Raw genomic sequence first — 14919 nt, forward strand, 5'->3', positions numbered from 1 at the left:
GTCCTACTGTGAGCGCACTTTGTCCCTTGAACCGCCAGGTGGGGAGTCGAATGAGACGTCGGAGTGTGGCGTTGCTGGTGGCGGCCGGGGTCGGGATGGCGGGCATTGCCGCCGTACCGGCCGAGGCGCACGACAGCAAGCGGGTAGTGGGGTACTACACCAACTGGAGCGGGTACGACCGGAACTTCCTGGTCAGCGATCTGGTCAAGAACGGGTCGGCCGAGCGGCTGACCCAGATCAACTACGCCTTCGGCTTCGTCGACGCTGCCGGGAACTGCCTGAGCAGCGACGCGTGGGCCGATTACCAACGGCCGTTCAGCGCCGAGCAGAGCGTCGACGGCAAGGCCGACGAGCCGGGGCAGGTGCTCAACGGCAACCTCAATCAGTTCAAGAAACTCAAGAAGATGTATCCGAAGCTGCGGATCAGCATCTCGCTCGGCGGCTGGACCGGCTCGAAGTACTTCTCCGACGCCGCACTCACGCCGGCCTCGCGGGCCGCGCACGTGAAGTCCTGCGTGGACATGTGGCTGAAGGGCAACCTGCCCGGCCTGCCCGCGGGTGCCGCCAAGGGTGTCTTCGACGGGATCGATCTCGACTGGGAGTGGCCCGGCAGCGAAGGCAACCCGGGCAACGTGATCCGGCCCGAGGACAAGCAGAACTTCACCGCGCTGGTGCACGAGTACCGCACCCAACTCGACAAGCTGTCCTGGCCGTTCAAGGGCCGCTACAACCTGACCGCGTTCCTGCCGGCGAACCCGACGATGATCGACAACGGGTTCGAGGTCCGCAAGCTGTTCAAGGACCTGACCTTCGCTACGACACAGGGGTACGACTACCACGGTCCGTGGGAGCAGTTGACGAACCAGCAGTCCGCGATCGACGGACCGAAGGGTGACCCGACCACACCGGAGTTCAGCTCGCAGGTGACGATCGACGCCTACCTGGCCCGAGGCGCGCCGCGGAGCCGACTCGTGATGGGCGTGCCGTTCTACTCCCACGGCTGGACCGGCGTGACCGACCAGAACCACGGTCTCTTCCAGCCGTCGACGGGTGCCGCACCGGGCACGTTCGAGCCCGGCACGGACGACTACCGCTACCTCAAGGCGCAGCTGTCCAACTACACCGTCTACCGCGACAACAAGGCCGGCTTCGCCTGGATCTTCGACGGTACGACGTTCTGGACCTGGGACGACCCGGTCGAAATGAAGCGCAAGGCGCAGTACATCTCGAAGCGCGATCTGGGTGGCGCGATGATCTGGTCGCTCGACGGTGACACCGGAACTGGGGAGCTGATCTCGGCGTTGCACCGTAATCTTCACTGAGTGGATCTGAACGCTCTCGTGGATCGGTTCGGCGCAGCCACCGCCGAACCGATCCACCTCGGCAACTCTGAGGCTGTTGTCGTACGGCTCGACCGGGGACGGGAACGCCTGTTCTACAAGGCCGGCCCCGGCGTCGACCACGAGGCCGACCGGCTGGCCTGGCTCGGCACCACCGGCTTCCCCTGCCCTCGAGTCGTTGGTCGAGGCAACAACTGGCTGCTGACCAGCGAGCTCCCCGGCCGAGACGCATCGCAGCCGTGGCCGGCGCGCGACCGGGTCGCCGTACTCGCCGCGATCGCCGACGGCATCCGGCAGTTGCACGAGCTGACCGACTGCCCGTTCACGTCGCCGTTTCCCGGCGAGCGGGATGTCGTCACCCACGGCGACTACGCGGCGCCGAACGTCTTCATCGACCCGGAGACACTGCAGTTCACCGGCATCCTCGACCTCGCCCGGCTCGGCACGGGCGACCGCTACATCGACCTCGCCCTGATGTATAAGAGCCTGTCCGGCGAGCTCAACCCGCAGTACGGCGGTCCTCCCGCGGCCCGGCGATTCGTCGAGGCGTACGGCGGCGAAGCGGACGATCCACGGATCCGCTGCTACATCGACCTCGACGACTCTGGGGATTTCTGAGCTCGGAAGGCGCGGCGGTAGGCGCTGGGCGTTGTGCGGACGGCGGTGTGGAAGCGGCGGCGGAGGTTGGTGGCCGAGGAGAGGCCGACGCGGGTCACGATGGTCTCGATCGGGAGGTCGGTTTCCTCCAGCAGGGCACGGGTCCGGGCGATCCGTTGCGCCAGTAGCCATTGCCCCGGAGCCACTCCTAGCTCAATCGCGAAGCGTCGCGCGAGTGTCCGCGGTGACACGTTGAGCTGCGCGGCCAGGTCGTCCACGGTGATCGGCTCGGCGAGTCGCTCGGTCGCCCAATCCAGCAAGGCACCCAACGCATCGGGAGACTGCGGCCGGTCGTCCGTCCGGTACTGGACCTGGCCGCCCTCGCGGTGCGGCGGCATCACCATCGTCCGCGCGATCTGAGCGGCGTACGCGGCACCGTGGTCGTTGCGGACGAGGTGGAGACACAGATCGATCCCCGTGCCGGAGCCGGCGCTCGTCGCGATGTCACCGTGGTCGATGTAGAGCACGTCCGGATCGACCTGAACCGCGGGGAACTGCTTCTGCAGTACGTCGCACTGCCGCCAATGCGTGGTGATACGGCGACCGTCGAGCAGACCGGTCGCGGCCAGTGCGAACGCGCCCGAGCAGATGCTCACCAGCCGGGCTCCACGCCGATGCGCCCGCCGCAATGCGCGCAGTACAGCGTCGGACGGCATCCGGCCGACCGGCAGCCACCCCGGTACGACGATCGTGTCGGCCCGGTCGAGCGCCCGCAGCCCGGACGTCACCAGCAGGTCGAACCCTCCGCGCGTCCGGACCGCGCCCGGCCGCTCGGTACACACGCTGAACCGGTACCGGTCGTTGCCGAACACCACGGCCGCGCAACCCAGCTCGAAGCTCCCCTGCAGTGCCGACACCAGCGCGACGACCCGATGCGGACTCATGACAGAAAAGTACCCGAACAAGACTATCCAGACACTGGGGACATCCCTGTGGATATCTCAGGATCGAAGGTATGCAGAACTACGAATGGGCCTCGGTCGACGACGCACCCGCGCGTGAGGTGTTCGCCGGCATCACGTTGCGACCGCTCTGGACCAACGGAACGGCAGCGGCGTACGTGCTCCAGATGGAGCCCGGCTCGCACTGGGAAGGCATCGACGTCCACGACCCGGGGCCGGAGGAGGTCTTCGTCGTCGACGGGGTGTTCAACGACGGGATCCGCGACTACCCGGCCGGTTCGTTCATCCACGCCCCGGCCGGGTCGTCCCATGTGCCACAGTCGGAAAAGGGCTGCACCCTGTTCCTCTTCTACCCGGAGGGCTGACCTCAGGGCTTCTTGATCTGCACCACGTCGTAGTCGGTGCCTGGTGGTGCCCCCGGTCCGAATGGCGGCGGCAAGCCGAGATCGAAGCGCGCGTTCACCAGCGCGAGCCGGTCGCCGGACTTGGCCACGGTGGTCGGGATGCGGAACAGGTCGCTGGTGAAGGTCTCGGTGATCCGGCCGCTGGTCAGGTCTCCGCTGAGCCTGATCTTGACCAGCCGCTCAGCGAAGTTCTCCACCACCCACAGCGTCCGGCCGTCGAGCAGAATCCCGTCCGGCGTTCCGGGGGTGATGGTGCCGCCGGTGATCGCGATCGTCCGGCTGGCACCGCTCCGCGGGTTCACCAGGTACAACTCGCCGCGGGACGAGTGCCCGAGGATCAGCCACTTCCCACTCTTGGGCGCGTCGATCCCGTTCAGATTGGGGAACTCCCCCATCACGGCGGCCGGCCCGCTGAGCGGAATCGTCTGCGGCGTCCCGATCCGGCCGTGTGCTCCGATCGGCACCTTGTAGATCACCGGAGCGAACGTGTCGGTGAAGTACGCCGCGTGGTTGGTCACCGTGACGTCGTTGATCAGGCTGTCGCCGGTGGCGAGCACCAGATCCTTGATCGTCGAGCCGTTGCGGGTGCTGTACACGTACGCATGTCCGGTCGGTCCGCCGGCCACCCACAGCCGTTTCGCGTCTCGTTCGACCTTCATGCCGCCTGCCGCGCGGCCCGGCGGTGCGTCGACGAAGATCGCACCCTTGCCGGTCCGCAGGCTGCCCCGGAAGATGTCACCCGTGGTGAGCGATCCGGCGTAGAACGTTGCCCCAGGCCCGGTCGCGATGCCCTCCGGCGCGAAGTCGTTCGGCAACGGGATCGAGGCCGGGAAGGGTATGCCGGCGGCGACGGTCAGTGCCACCGCGGACACAATCAGCGCAAGTTTCCGGAAACGCGACATGATGCCCCCTGAAATCCCCGTTTCCCCTTCATTTGAAGGTAGAACCGGGGTTTCAGACTGTCCAGGGCAACGCTAGTCAGTACTGCGCAGTTCCGTCGGAGCGCCGTGCACGGCGGGGATCGAGCCGAGCTTGCCGGCCTGGAAGTCCTCGAAAGCCTGGACGACCTCGGCGCGGGTGTTCATCACGAACGGGCCGGCCATCGCGATCGGCTCCCGGATCGGGCGACCGCCGATGATCAGGACATCCAGGTTCGGCTCCGCCTGCGGCTGCGTCGTCCCCGCCGCGGTGCGGATCGTGTCACCGGGACCGAAGACCGCCAACTGGCCTTTGCGGAACGGGCGGTGCTCGGCGCCGACTGTGCCCTGGCCGGCCAGCACGTAGACGAGTGCGTTGTAGTCCGGCTGCCACGGCAGCACCAGCTCGGCGCCAGGGCTGACGGTCGCGTGCACCAACGTGATCGGTGTGTGGGTCGAGCCGGGGCCGTCATGGCCGTCGACCGAGCCCGCGATCACGCGGATCAGCGCGCCGCCGTCCTCCGTGGACAGCAGGGCAGCGTCACCACCGCGGATGTCCTGGTAGCGCGGCGGCGCCCATTTCTGCACCTTCGGCAGGTTCACCCAGAGCTGGATGCCGTGGAACAGGCCACCACTCAGCACCAAGTGCTCCGGCGGGGTCTCGATGTGCAGCAGCCCACTCCCCGCGGTCATCCACTGGGTGTCGCCGTTGGAGATGACACCACCACCGCCGTTGGAGTCCTGGTGCTCCATGATCCCGTCGAGCATGTAGGTGACGGTCTCGAAGCCTCGGTGCGGGTGCCACGGCGTACCCTTCGGCTCGCCCGGCGCGTACTCGACCTCGCCCATCTGGTCCATGTGGATGAACGGGTCGAGGTCGCGCAGGTCCACGCCGGCGAACGCACGCCGTACCGGGAATCCCTCGCCCTCGAAGCCGCTCGGCGCGGACGTCACCGACTTCACCGCGCGCTCGTGCGCGACGGCCGGATCCGGCTGGTGGACGCGGGGCAGCACAGTGATGTCGCTGACGGTCACGGCGGGCATGGTGGTCTCCTCGCTGCTCAGTAGTTCAAGAATAAACTACCTCCCTCAACACGAGCAAGGGGGTAGGTGTTCCCGGTCGCCCGCATGGCAGACTCGTGCCTTGTGACGGCGCAGATTCTGGACGGCAAGGCCACCGCGGCGGCGATCAAGGACGAGCTGAAGGTCCGGGTCGCGAAGCTGGCCGAGCAGGGCGTGGTGCCCGGGCTCGGCACGATCCTGGTCGGGGACGACCCGGGCAGCCGGGCGTACGTGGCCGGCAAGCACCGCGACTGCGCGGCGGTCGGGATCGCGTCGATCCAGGTCGAACTGCCGGACACCGCGACCCAGGACGAGATCGCCGCGAAGGTCCGCGAGCTGAACGACAACCCGGACTGCACCGGCTTCATCGTCCAGCTCCCGCTGCCCAAGCACGTCGACACGAACACGATCCTCGGCCTGATCGACCCGGCCAAGGACGCCGACGGACTGCACCCGGTCAGCCTCGGCAAGCTCGTCCTCGGCCAGGACGGCCCGCTGCCGTGCACCCCGAAGGGCTGCGTCGAGCTCCTCCGCCGGTACGACGTTCCGATCGCGGGCGCACACGTGGTCGTGATCGGCCGGGGTGTGACCGCCGGCCGGCCGATGGGTCTGCTGTTCACCCGCCGCAGCGAGAACGCCACCGTGACCCAGTGCCACACCGGCACCACCGACCTGGCGTCCGTCGTACGCACCGGCGACATCGTGATCGCGGCGGCCGGGTCGGCCGGGCTGATCACCGCGGACATGGTGAAGCCGGGCGCCGTACTGCTGGACGTCGGCACCAGCCGGAGCGCCGAGGGCAAGATCGTCGGCGACATCGAGGCCGCGGCCCGCGAGCAGGCTTCCTGGATCGCGCCGATGCCGGGCGGGATCGGCCCGATGACGCGGGCGATGCTGCTGACCAACGTGGTCGAGGCGGCCGAAGCGAGCCTGGCGCAGTGAGCCGGACGGGACGGAACGAGACGAGCGTGACGTGCTGATGGCGGGCGAGGCTCAGCGCAGCAGCGAATGGCCGTTGGTGCTCTCGCTCCTGGTCGCCCTGACCGGCCTGGTCGTCCTCACCTTCTACGACTGGCGCAACGGCGTACTGATCTTCGCCGGCAGCGTCATCCTGGCCGGCCTCCTCCGCGCCACCCTCTCCGACACCGCCGCCGGCCTCCTCCACGTCCGCGGCCGCATGTTCGACACCACCTTCCTCATAGCCGTAGGCGCCGCCGTCACCGCCCTGGGCCTGATCGTCCCCAACTAACAGATCAGCCCCCGCGTGCTACGCGGGCGTTCCCACCCACCCCCGGCTTGTCGCCGGTGCATCCCTGCCGGGCTTATCGCCGCCACTTGCCGGGCTATCGCCCGCGACCAACCACACCGTGGTCGCCCCGGAGCCATTTCCGAGGAGACGCTCCGAGCCGCCTGTCCTACTGTGCGTCCATGACAGAGCAACGGAACATCGCCTCGGCCGGGAACACGGTCGTGCCGGCGATCCTCGCGCTGGAAGCTGCCGGCTACCGCGTGAGCCAGCTGGACGGGGATCTCATGGAGGCGACCTCACCTGAGGGCAGGTACGTAGCAGAAGATCCCTTGATGCTGCTCGGCCTGATCAAGCTCGTGGAACTCCGCACCTGGTCCTGGCGCGCCAGCGATCCTGAGATCGACTCGGTGCTGGCCCGGTTTGGCTGGGCGGGGTGAGCATCGTGGTGCGGGCTGCGACGCCGGCTGATGCGCCGCGGGTGGTGGAGATCTACGTCGACTCCTGGAATGCGGGATTCGCCGGGCTGATGGCGCCCATCGAGGCCGACGCCGGGCGGATCCAACGGTGGGCAGCCGACCTGGCCAGCGACCGCACCACATGGTGGGTCGCCGAAGCCGACGGCACCATCGCAGGCTTGGCCGGCATCGGTCCCAGCCGTGATCCGGTGGATTCGCGATTGGGCGAGCTCGACACGATTGCTATCGATCCGGCGTACTGGCGCACCGGGCTAGGCACCACCCTCATGCACACCGCTCTGGACGCGCTCCGCGCCGCCTACCCCCAAGCGATCCTCTGGACCCTCGCCAACTACCCCCAAGGCCAGCGCTTCTACGAGTCAACAGGTTGGTACGCCGACGGCAACACCCGCGACGACGGGCACCAGGTGATGTTCCGCCACGACCTCAACGATAGTTAGTGGAGAAGTGAGACGCGGTGGCGTAGGTCGCGATGCCGAATATCACGCGGGGCGCTGGGCGGCGCCTCAGGGATCGACCGGCCGTCGCAGTAGCCGTCAGTCTGATCAACCGGTCGTGCACGATGCAGGAGCGCGCAGCACCAGGCGGCAGCCTCATGTCCCGCGGGCGTCAGCCGGCGCTAGCCCGGCGCACCCGGCGGTAGCCGGAAAGGATGTACCGGCGCTGAGCCGGGGGTGGGTGGGAGCGCGCGTAGCGGTCGCGACGGAGGAGCAGCCGCGGGAGCACGCGTGGGTCGGACGTTCAGTGGAAGAAGTGGCGGGTTCCGGTGAAGTACATGGTGATGCCGGCCTTCTCCGCGGCTTCGATGGCGGCTTCGTCGCGGATGGAGCCGCCGGGCTGGACCACGGCCTTCACTCCACCCTCGATCAGGACCTCGAGCCCATCAGGGAAGGGAAAGAACGCGTCCGAGGCAGCCACAGAGCCGACCGCCCGCTCACCGGCGCGGGAGACGGCGAGGCGGCAGGAGTCGACGCGGTTGACCTGGCCCATGCCGACGCCGACCGAGGCGCCATCCGAGGCGAGCAGGATCGCGTTGGACTTGACCGCGCGGCATGCCTTCCACGCAAACGCGAGGTCGGCCAGCACCTCAGGCGAGGCCGCCGAACCAGCCGCCAGCGTCCACGCAGTCGGGTCGTCACCAGGAGCCTGGAAGCGATCGACGTGCTGCATCAGCAACCCACCGCTGACCCCACGCATCTCAACCGCATCGCCGTCGGCCGGTGCGTCAGCGACCAGCAGCCGGATGTTCTTCTTACCCTGCAGGATCTCGACAGCGCCGTCCTCGTACGCCGGCGCGACCAGCACCTCGGTGAAGATCTCCGCGACCTGCTTGGCCAGGTCCACCGAGACCGGCCGGTTGGTCGCGATCACACCGCCGTACGCCGAGACCGGGTCGCACTCGTGGGCGCGGCGATGGGCCTCGGCGATGTCCTTGCCGACCGCGATGCCGCACGGGTTCGCGTGCTTGATGATCGCGACAGCCGGCTCACTGAAGTCATACGCGGTACGCCGGGCCGCGTCGGCGTCGACGTAGTTGTTGTACGACATCTCCTTGCCGTGCAACTGCTCCGCGGACGCGAGACCGCCACGACCGTTGGTGTACAGCGCCGCCGGCTGATGCGGGTTCTCGCCATACCGCAGTACGGCGGCCTTCTCCCAGGTCGCACCGGCCCAAGCCGGGAACCCACTGCCATCGGAGGTGTCCGTGAGCACACTGCCCATCCAGGACGCGACGGCCACGTCGTACGACGCCGTATGCACAAAGGCGTCGACAGCCAGCCGCTGCCGCTCCTCCAAACTGAATCCACCGGCAGCCAGCGCCGCAACGATCTCCGGGTAGCGGGAAGGCGAGACGACAACGGCAACGTTGGCGTGGTTCTTGGCCGCGCCACGGACCATCGACGGCCCGCCGATGTCGATCTGCTCGATGCACTCGTCCGTCGAGGCGCCAGACGCAACGGTCTCCGTGAACGGATACAGATTGCTCACCAGCAGGTCGAACGGCTCGACCCGCATCTCGGCCAACTGCTCGACATGATCGGTCTTGCGTACGTCGGCCAGCAGCCCTGCGTGCACCATCGGGTGCAGCGTCTTGACCCGCCCGTCCAGGCACTCCGGGAACCCGGTCAGCTCCTCGACCTTCGTCACCGGTACGCCGGCCGCCGCGATCCGGGCCGCGGTGGAACCGGTCGACACCAGCTGGACGCCGGCCGCGGACAGCGCTGTCGCGAGCTCCTCCAGACCGGTCTTGTCGTAGACGCTGATCAGCGCCCGGCGGATCGGCCTGCGGTCGGTGCTCACTTCAGTCGAACCTTTCGTCCGGTGATGGTCCAGCCGTCGCGGACCAGCCGGCCGACCCACTCCACCAACTGGCGGCGCTCGACCTCCTTGATCCGCTCGGTCAGGGTCTCTTCGGTGTCGTCGTCCTCGACCGGTACGACGACCTGCGCGATGATCGGCCCGGTGTCGACGCCGCCGTCCACGAAGAACAGTGTCGCGCCGGCCACCTTCACGCCGTACTCGAGCGCGTCCCGCGGCCCGTGGATGCCTGGGAACGCGGGCAGCAGCGCGTTGTGGGTGTTGATGTACCGGTCGCCGAACGCGGCCAGGAAGTCGTCGCCGACCAGCTTCAGGAAGCCGGCCGACACGACCAGGTCGGGCTTGTGCTCGGACACCGACGCGGTCAGCGCACGGTCCCACTCGACCCGCTCGGCGTAGTCCTTCACCTTGTGCACGAAGGTCGGCACACCGGCGGTCGCGGCCCGGTCCAGCCCGGCGATCCCGTCCCGGTCGGCACCGACGCCGACGACGCGAGCGCCGTACGCCGGGTCGGCGCAGGCATCCAGCAGGGCCTGCAGATTCGACCCCGATCCGGACACCAGCACGACGAGGCGTGCAGGGTCAGGGGTAGGCGCAACCGGGTCTGTCACGCCGCAAACCTTATCCCGCGGCATCCACCTCAACGTCAGCCGGTCGGCGGGAGGCGATCACCGCGGCAGTGATCGACGCACCGATCGCCATCCCGGCAGCCAGTACGCCGGCCGCCGGCAACGCAGCCGGGATCCCCACGGCCGACATCCGCCCGGGCCCGGCCGAGCCGCCCGACAACGCCATCAGCAGGTAGAGCATCACGCCCGCGATCAGCGCCGCGATACCACCGCGGAGCGCAAAGGCGTCCCAGCCGAGCGCCTCCGCCTCCTCATCGACCAGACCGCGCCGCACCACAACCAGTCCGGCCACCACACCAGCGATCAGCGGGACCACCGCGGTCAGTGCGAGCAGGTACGTCGGTGTCGCGCCATCCTCAGGTACGGCGGCCAGCAGCGGAAGCGCAGGCAGATTGCCGACATCCACTCCGGTCGGGGCGATCGTCGTACCCACGCCCAGCTGGAATCCAGGTCCGGCCAGGAACGAGACGACGTACAGGATCATGTTCGGCACCAGCATCAGGCAGATGGCGAACAGCACCACCGACCCGATCACACCGGCGTCCAGCAACTCCAGCATCCCGGTGATGCGGGAGAAGTGGATCGCGAGCAGTACGCCGTACAGGACGGATGCGATCGCGATCACGGTCAGTACGGCGGCCGCCGCGGCCGGCACGGTGTCGCGGAGACCGATCGGTGTCGCGTCGGCGATGTCCGCCGCCGCACCGGACTCGACCAGTATGCCGAGGGTCCCGGCGATGAACGCGATCGTCCCGGCACCGAGGAATGCCGCCAGCGGGTGCACCTTCAGCGACCCGTCCGCTGTGAGCAGCGCCACGATGAGCCCACCGAGGCCGTAGACGACGGCGAACACCCCGGACAGCAGGATCAGGTCCCCGGTCCGGTCAGCCGCGCTGTTCCTGGCCGCGGACTTGCCACCGCGGTACAGGCACCAGGCGAAGAACAACGTTAGACCGAGCGGTGCGATCGTGACGGAACCGCCGCCGAGCGTCACACCGGCCTTGTGCGCGACCAGCCAGGCGGATGCCCCGGCCCGGAGAGCGCCGGAAGCGCCGCCGAAAGTCGCGGCGAGCCAGCCGATCACGGCCACCGCTGCACATGTGAGCAGCCCGGTCAGCAGGCAGGCTCCCGCCGAGAGCGCCGCCGACAGCACAACCGGCTTGGTCGGGGCGACGACGTCGGACGGGGCGGGCCCGGGCGTCTGGTGTGGTCCGCCGTCACGGGCGCCCGGGCGGCTCAGCATGTCGCTCATCTGACTCCCATCGTCACCCTGCCGCGAGATGCCACTCGTTCTGACACGCCGGATATGGAAGACTTCGGCGCGCTTGCTCACGCTCGGTTCACCCCCGCTGGCCGGCGGGTAGCTGGCTGTGGGCGACCGGGATCCACCGGGTACTGTCGGGTGGAATCAGTCAGGAGGTCGAGCTTTGGCCGGTTCCCACCGCGCACCGCGCGGCGGCGGTCGTGCCGCTGCCCGGGAGGCGCGCCGGCAGAAGGCGCGTAAGCGGAACCAGACGATCGCGGCCGGTATCGCGGTCGTTCTTCTGGTCGGAGGCGGCGGTGTCGCCGCTCTGAACGCGTTCGGCGGAGACAACTCACCCGGTGCGAACGCCGGCAGTGGAGCCTCCGACGACAAGTCCGCCGACTCCAACGTGCTGACCGACGACAAGCCCCTGCTCGACGCCGCCACCGCGAAGCCACTGGGCGCGACCGGTGCCTGGACGATCACCAAAACCGCCGACGGCAGCACCGCGCCGGACAAGGCGTTCGCGTGCCAGTCGCAGCGGTTCGCCGACCCGGCCGGACTGCGCACCTGGGTCCGCACGTTCTCGAACGCGGCCACCAAGCAGACCGCCGTCCAGTACGTCGAGGTCTCGAACGACGCGGCCGCGGCCGGCAAGGCATACACCTCGATCGTCGGCTGGCTCGGCCAGTGCAACTCCGAGAAGCAGACCCGGCTGTCCGCCAGCTACCTGACCACGGGCGTCGGTGAGCGCGGCTGGATCGCCGTGTTCGGGCAGCCGTCCGGGACCAAGACGAAGTACAAGACCATCGCCGTCTCGGTGGCTGGTCAGGCGACCATGGTGCTGGAGCACGACACGATCTCTGGGACGCCGCCCCCGCCGAACGCCGTACTGGCCACCGCGGCCGCAGCCGCGAAGCGGATCTGCGCGCAGTCCGGCGGCTGCAGCAAGGCGGCACCGGTGGCGAGGCCGAGCCTGCTGCCGAGCACCGAGGCGCCGGGGTTCATGGCGCCGGTCGACCTGCCGGTGCTGGCCGAGATCGACAAGCCGTGGGTGAGCACCCCGGCGAAGACCGGCCCTGGCACCCAGTGCGAGAACTTCGACCCGAAGAAGGCGAAGGCGACCAAGTACGGCTCCCAGACGTACGTCACGCCGGACGCGAAGGTGCCGACCGAGTTCGGCCTGGACGACACAGTGGCCAAGTTCGCGACCGCGAAGGCGGCGAGCACCTTCGTCGCCCAGATCCGCAAGAACGTCGACGGCTGCGGGAAGACCGTCTCGACCGCCAAGGTGGAATCGACCGGCGAGATCGCGACCAGCGTGATGAAGGGCGAGACCTGGGAAGCGTCGTTCGACACCGGTAACGGGAAGAAGTTCACCTACCGGATCGGTGTCGCGGTCTCCGGGGATCGCGCGGTCTACCTGCTGTTCCCGGTCCTGAAGGACCTCGACGTCACCGACGGCGGCTTCCGGGAGACGCTGATCCGCGCGACCGAGCGCTCGGCCGCCTACAGGTAAGCGGCCTGCAAACAGCAACGGGACCCACGGCCGAAGCCGCAGGTCCCGCTTGCTACTGCTGATGCTTACTTGGTCAGGCCCTGCATGATCTCGCGCATCAGGTTGGCGGTCTCGGTCGGCGTCTTGCCGACCTTCACGCCGACGGCCTCGAGGGCCTCCTGCTTCGCAGCCGCCGTACCCGACGAACCGGACACGATCGCGCCGGCGTGGCCCATCGTCTTGCCCTCCGGCGCGGTGAAGCCCGCGACGTAACCGACGACCGGCTTGGTCACGTTCTCCTTGATGAACGCGGCCGCCCGCTCCTCGGCGTCACCACCGATCTCACCGATCATCACGATCGCATCGGTGTCCGGATCCTCCTGGAAGGCCTGCAATGCATCGATGTGCGTGGTCCCGATGATCGGGTCGCCACCGATCCCGATCGCGGTGGAGAACCCGAAGTCCCGCAGTTCGTACATCATCTGGTACGTCAGCGTGCCCGACTTCGACACCAGACCGATCCGGCCCGCACCCGCGATGTCGGCCGGGATGATGCCGGCGTTCGCCTCGCCCGGGGTGATGATGCCGGGGCAGTTCGGGCCGATGATCCGGGTGGTGCCGGACGCCTGCGCGGCCGCGAAGAACGCGGCGGTGTCGTGCACCGGCACGCCCTCGGTGATCACCACGACCAGCGGTACGGCGGCCTCGACGGCCTCCAGCACCGCGTCCTTGGTGAACTTCGGCGGCACGAAGATGACCGACACGTCCGCGCCGGTCTCCTTCACCGCGTCCGCGACCGTGCCGAACACCGGCACCGACTTTCCGTCGAAGTCCTGGCTCTGGCCCGCCTTGCGCGGGTTCACGCCGCCGACGATGTTGGTGCCCGAGGCAAGCATCCGGGTGGTGTGCTTGGTGCCTTCCGAGCCGGTCATGCCCTGGACGATGACCTTGCTGTCCTTGGTCAGGAAGATAGACATGTTCAGCGATCCCTTACTTCGCAGCCAGCTCGGCGGCCCGCCTGGCGGCACCGTCCATCGTGTCGACCCGCTCCAGACCGGCCAGGCCGGCCTCGTCGAGGATCCGGCGGCCCTCCTCGGCGTTGTTGCCGTCCAGCCGGACGACCAGCGGCTTGGTGACGTGCTCGTCGCGGCTCGCGAGCAGCTCGAACGCCTGCACGATGCCGTTCGCGACCGCGTCGCACGCGGTGATGCCGCCGAAGACATTGACGAACACGCTCTCCACCTGCGGGTCGGAGATGATGATCTCCAATCCGTTCGCCATCACCTCGGCGCTCGCGCCGCCACCGATGTCGAGGAAGTTGGCCGGCTTCTGGCCACCGAACTCCTCACCGGCGTACGCGACCACGTCGAGCGTGGACATGACCAGCCCGGCACCGTTGCCGATGATGCCGACCGAGCCGTCCAGCTTCACGTAGTTCAGGCCCTTGGCCTTGGCCGCCGCCTCCAGCGGGTCCGCCGCCGCGATGTCCTCGAACTCGGCGTGGTCCGGGTGCCGGAAGTCCGCGTTCTCGTCCAGGGTGACCTTGCCGTCCAGCGCCTCGACGTTGCCGTCGGCGAGCTTGACCAGCGGGTTCACCTCGACCAGCGAGGCGTCCTCGGCGATGAACACGTCGTACAGCTTGACGATCTCCGGTACGACGGCGTCGATCACGTCGGCGGGGTACTTCGCCGCCGTGGCGATCTCGCGCGCCTTCGCCTCGTCCACTCCGGTGGCCGGGTCGATCGAGATCTGCGCCACCGCGTCGGGGTTGGTGTGCGCGACCTCCTCGATCTCCATGCCGCCGGCGGCCGACGCGATGCAGAGGTAGTTGCGGTTGGCCCGGTCGACCAGGAAGGAGAAGTAGTACTCCTCGGCGATCGCCGCGGCCGGCACGATGTTCAGGATCTTGACGACGTGGCCCTTGATGTCCAGCCCGAGGATCTCGCGCGCCTTCTCCTCCGCCTCGTCCGGCGAGGAGGCGAGCTTGACGCCACCGGCCTTCCCGCGGCCACCGGTCTTCACCTGGGCCTTCACGACCACTCGGCCACCGATCTTCTCGGCCGCCGCGCGGGCTTCGGTCGGAGTCGTGACGACCGCACCCACGGTCGTCCGCACTCCGTGCTTGGCGAAGACCGTCTTCGCCTGGTATTCCATCAAGTCCACGACTGTGGTCCCTCTCTCGCACCTGTTCGAGTAGGCCGCGGCAGGCGGGCTGAACCCAAT

Annotated in this window: 16 protein-coding genes; 8 read left to right on the top strand and 8 right to left on the bottom strand. The window is 68.5% G+C overall.

Annotated elements, in window-relative coordinates:
- Positions 1-50: 50 nt before the first annotated feature.
- Both E0H73_RS08305 and E0H73_RS08310 read left to right on the top strand, forming a co-directional pair.
- The gene (locus E0H73_RS08305) at positions 51-1322 is read left to right on the top strand and encodes a glycoside hydrolase family 18 protein (RefSeq protein WP_131352903.1); all 1272 of its coding nucleotides are present in this window, start codon (positions 51-53) and stop codon (positions 1320-1322) included.
- Positions 1323-1958 (top strand): phosphotransferase, encoded by a 636-nt coding sequence (locus E0H73_RS08310; RefSeq protein WP_131352904.1) that lies wholly within the window; start codon positions 1323-1325, stop codon positions 1956-1958.
- On the opposite strand, the gene E0H73_RS08315 is transcribed toward E0H73_RS08310, so the two are convergent.
- Positions 1925-2881, bottom strand: a complete 957-nt coding sequence (locus E0H73_RS08315; protein WP_131352905.1) for a helix-turn-helix domain-containing protein — start codon at positions 2879-2881, stop codon at positions 1925-1927. The genes E0H73_RS08310 and E0H73_RS08315 overlap by 34 nt on opposite strands.
- A gap of 71 nt (positions 2882-2952) precedes the next feature.
- Here E0H73_RS08315 and E0H73_RS08320 point away from each other — a divergent pair, with 71 nt between their 5' ends.
- A complete protein-coding gene (locus E0H73_RS08320) occupies positions 2953-3264 on the top strand; it encodes a cupin domain-containing protein (RefSeq protein ID WP_131352906.1) in 312 nt (103 codons plus the stop codon).
- 2 nt (positions 3265-3266) lie between these two features.
- Here E0H73_RS08320 and E0H73_RS08325 read toward each other — a convergent pair whose 3' ends face one another.
- Together E0H73_RS08325 and E0H73_RS08330 are read right to left on the bottom strand one after the other, a co-directional pair.
- The gene (locus E0H73_RS08325) at positions 3267-4205 is read right to left on the bottom strand and encodes an SMP-30/gluconolactonase/LRE family protein (RefSeq protein ID WP_238163888.1); all 939 of its coding nucleotides are present in this window, start codon (positions 4203-4205) and stop codon (positions 3267-3269) included.
- Positions 4206-4277: 72 nt separating this feature from the next.
- The gene (locus E0H73_RS08330) at positions 4278-5264 is read right to left on the bottom strand and encodes a pirin family protein (protein ID WP_131352907.1); all 987 of its coding nucleotides are present in this window, start codon (positions 5262-5264) and stop codon (positions 4278-4280) included.
- Positions 5265-5366: 102 nt separating this feature from the next.
- Between E0H73_RS08330 and E0H73_RS08335 the strand changes: the two genes are divergently transcribed.
- The 4 genes from E0H73_RS08335 (at position 5367) to E0H73_RS08350 (ending at position 7447) form a co-directional block, all read left to right on the top strand.
- Complete coding sequence (locus E0H73_RS08335; protein ID WP_131352908.1) at positions 5367-6224, top strand: bifunctional methylenetetrahydrofolate dehydrogenase/methenyltetrahydrofolate cyclohydrolase; 858 nt, start codon at positions 5367-5369, stop codon at positions 6222-6224.
- Positions 6225-6261: 37 nt separating this feature from the next.
- Complete coding sequence (locus E0H73_RS08340) at positions 6262-6531, top strand: DUF3017 domain-containing protein (RefSeq protein WP_131353317.1); 270 nt, start codon at positions 6262-6264, stop codon at positions 6529-6531.
- A gap of 179 nt (positions 6532-6710) precedes the next feature.
- Positions 6711-6968 carry a hypothetical protein gene (locus E0H73_RS08345; RefSeq protein WP_131352909.1) on the top strand — a complete coding sequence of 86 codons (258 nt, stop codon included), beginning with the start codon at positions 6711-6713 and terminating at the stop codon, positions 6966-6968.
- A complete protein-coding gene (locus tag E0H73_RS08350) occupies positions 6965-7447 on the top strand; it encodes a GNAT family N-acetyltransferase (RefSeq protein ID WP_165555535.1) in 483 nt (160 codons plus the stop codon). The genes E0H73_RS08345 and E0H73_RS08350 overlap by 4 nt, the downstream gene beginning before the upstream one ends.
- Positions 7448-7748: 301 nt before the next feature.
- On the opposite strand, the gene purH is transcribed toward E0H73_RS08350, so the two are convergent.
- Genes purH through E0H73_RS08365 form a run of 3 tightly spaced genes read right to left on the bottom strand, consistent with a single transcriptional unit; the run spans position 7749 to position 11207 of the window.
- Positions 7749-9308 carry a bifunctional phosphoribosylaminoimidazolecarboxamide formyltransferase/IMP cyclohydrolase gene (gene purH / locus E0H73_RS08355; protein WP_131352911.1) on the bottom strand — a complete coding sequence of 520 codons (1560 nt, stop codon included), beginning with the start codon at positions 9306-9308 and terminating at the stop codon, positions 7749-7751.
- On the bottom strand, positions 9305-9937 hold the full coding sequence (purN, locus tag E0H73_RS08360) for a phosphoribosylglycinamide formyltransferase (RefSeq protein WP_238163889.1): 633 nt from the start codon (positions 9935-9937) through the stop codon (positions 9305-9307). Before purN ends, purH begins: the two co-directional genes overlap by 4 nt.
- Before the next feature lie 10 nt (positions 9938-9947).
- On the bottom strand, positions 9948-11207 hold the full coding sequence (locus tag E0H73_RS08365) for a cell division protein PerM (protein WP_131352913.1): 1260 nt from the start codon (positions 11205-11207) through the stop codon (positions 9948-9950).
- A gap of 175 nt (positions 11208-11382) precedes the next feature.
- Here E0H73_RS08365 and E0H73_RS08370 point away from each other — a divergent pair, with 175 nt between their 5' ends.
- Positions 11383-12717: a hypothetical protein gene (locus E0H73_RS08370; protein WP_131352914.1), complete on the top strand. Its 1335-nt coding sequence runs from the start codon at positions 11383-11385 to the stop codon at positions 12715-12717.
- Positions 12718-12782: 65 nt separating this feature from the next.
- On the opposite strand, the gene sucD is transcribed toward E0H73_RS08370, so the two are convergent.
- Complete coding sequence (gene sucD / locus E0H73_RS08375) at positions 12783-13673, bottom strand: succinate--CoA ligase subunit alpha (protein WP_131352915.1); 891 nt, start codon at positions 13671-13673, stop codon at positions 12783-12785.
- Positions 13674-13686: 13 nt separating this feature from the next.
- Positions 13687-14859 (bottom strand): ADP-forming succinate--CoA ligase subunit beta, encoded by a 1173-nt coding sequence (sucC, locus tag E0H73_RS08380; RefSeq protein WP_131352916.1) that lies wholly within the window; start codon positions 14857-14859, stop codon positions 13687-13689.
- Positions 14860-14919: the final 60 nt, after the last annotated feature.

This window comes from Kribbella pittospori, from assembly GCF_004331465.1.
Lineage (GTDB): Bacteria > Actinomycetota > Actinomycetes > Propionibacteriales > Kribbellaceae > Kribbella > Kribbella pittospori.

Coding starts and splice junctions, on each gene's coding strand:
- E0H73_RS08325 (WP_238163888.1), bottom strand. CDS start 4,205: ATGTCGCGTTTCCGGAAACTTGCGCTGATTGTGTCCGCGGTGGCACTG.
- E0H73_RS08330 (WP_131352907.1), bottom strand. CDS start 5,264: ATGCCCGCCGTGACCGTCAGCGACATCACTGTGCTGCCCCGCGTCCAC.
- E0H73_RS08320 (WP_131352906.1), top strand. CDS start 2,953: ATGCAGAACTACGAATGGGCCTCGGTCGACGACGCACCCGCGCGTGAG.
- E0H73_RS08305 (WP_131352903.1), top strand. CDS start 51: ATGAGACGTCGGAGTGTGGCGTTGCTGGTGGCGGCCGGGGTCGGGATG.
- E0H73_RS08315 (WP_131352905.1), bottom strand. CDS start 2,881: ATGAGTCCGCATCGGGTCGTCGCGCTGGTGTCGGCACTGCAGGGGAGC.
- E0H73_RS08340 (WP_131353317.1), top strand. CDS start 6,262: ATGGCGGGCGAGGCTCAGCGCAGCAGCGAATGGCCGTTGGTGCTCTCG.
- E0H73_RS08365 (WP_131352913.1), bottom strand. CDS start 11,207: ATGAGCGACATGCTGAGCCGCCCGGGCGCCCGTGACGGCGGACCACAC.
- sucD (WP_131352915.1), bottom strand. CDS start 13,673: ATGTCTATCTTCCTGACCAAGGACAGCAAGGTCATCGTCCAGGGCATG.
- E0H73_RS08345 (WP_131352909.1), top strand. CDS start 6,711: ATGACAGAGCAACGGAACATCGCCTCGGCCGGGAACACGGTCGTGCCG.